Source organism: Streptomyces sp. NPDC041784 (genome assembly GCF_055591025.1).
The window spans coordinates 1-1,130 of the sequence record NZ_JBVJAB010000095.1 but is presented as its reverse complement, the minus strand read 5'-3'; the positions used below and the strand labels follow the sequence as shown (position 1 = coordinate 1,130).

1 protein-coding gene is annotated in these 1,130 nt (G+C 67.0%); it reads right to left on the bottom strand.

Annotated elements, in window-relative coordinates; all coding sequences use genetic code 11:
• Position 1 precedes the first annotated feature (1 nt).
• The gene (locus ACZ6D7_RS47570) at positions 2–1,093 is read right to left on the bottom strand and encodes an IS630 family transposase (protein ID WP_469505179.1); all 1,092 of its coding nucleotides are present in this window, start codon (positions 1,091–1,093) and stop codon (positions 2–4) included.
• Positions 1,094–1,130 lie beyond the last annotated feature (37 nt).

Genomic DNA, 1,130 nt, shown 5'->3' with positions numbered 1-1,130 from the left:
CCTAGTGACCTGAGTCGGAGATTCGTCGGCAGTAGGCGGCTACTTTGTCGAGGATCTCGTCGGCGGTCTTCGTCCAGATGAACGGCCTCGGGTGTTCGTTCCAGTCGGCGAGCCAGCTGCGGATGTCCCGTTCAAGGGCCTGGACGGAGCGGTGGACGCCTCGCTTGAGCTTCTTCTGCGTGAGCTCGGCGAACCACCGCTCCACCAGGTTCAGCCAGGACGAACTCGTCGGCGTGAAGTGGAGATGGAAGCGCGGGTGGGCCAGCAGCCACTGCTTGACGGCGGGCGTCTTGTGGGTGACGTAGTTGTCGAGGATGAGGTGGACGTCGAGGTCGGCGGGGACTTCCTTGTCGAGCTTGGTCAGGAACTTCTTGAACTCGACGGCCCGGTGGCGCCGGTGCAGGGAGCCGATCACCTTGCCGGTGGCGACTTCCAGTGCGGCGAACAGGGTGGTGGTGCCGGCGCGGACGTAGTCGTGACTGCGGCGTTCGGGAACGCCGGGAACCATCGGCAGCACGGGCTGGGACCGGTCGAGGGCCTGAATCTGGGACTTCTCGTCCACGCAGAGCACCAAGGCCTTCTCCGGCGGGTCGAGATACAGGCCCACCACGTCGCGGACCTTGTCGATGAACAGCGGGTCCGTGGACAGCTTGAACGTCTGCGACCGGTGCGGCGCGAGGGCGAACGCCCGCCAGATCCGCGAGACCGCGGACTGCGACATGCCCGTGGCCGCCGCCATCGACCTGGTCGACCAGTGGGTCGCGTTCTTCGGCTTCTCCTCCAGCGTCTTGACGATGACCCGCTCGACGTCCGCGTCGGTGATCTTCCGGGGGACGCCGGGCCGCGGCTCGTCGGACAAGCCGTCCAGGCCCCGTTCGAGGAAGCGCCTCCGCCAGGTGCGGACCGTGTCCGGAGTGATCCGCAGCCGGCGTGACACTTCCATGATCGAGTGCCCGTCGGCGCACTCCAGCACGATCCGCGACCGCTGGGCCAGCGCCTGAGCCGTCGTGCGGCGACGCACCCAGCCCTCCAGCACGGCCCGCTGGGCATCGGTCACCGACAACGGCGGAATCTTCGGACCCGGACGACTCATACCGAACCAACGACGAATCTCCGACTCAGGTCACTAG

Bases quoted from the DNA above. Each gene is read 5' to 3' on its own strand.
- ACZ6D7_RS47570 (WP_469505179.1), bottom strand. From the start codon at position 1,093: ATGAGTCGTCCGGGTCCGAAGATTCCGCCGTTGTCGGTGACCGATGCC.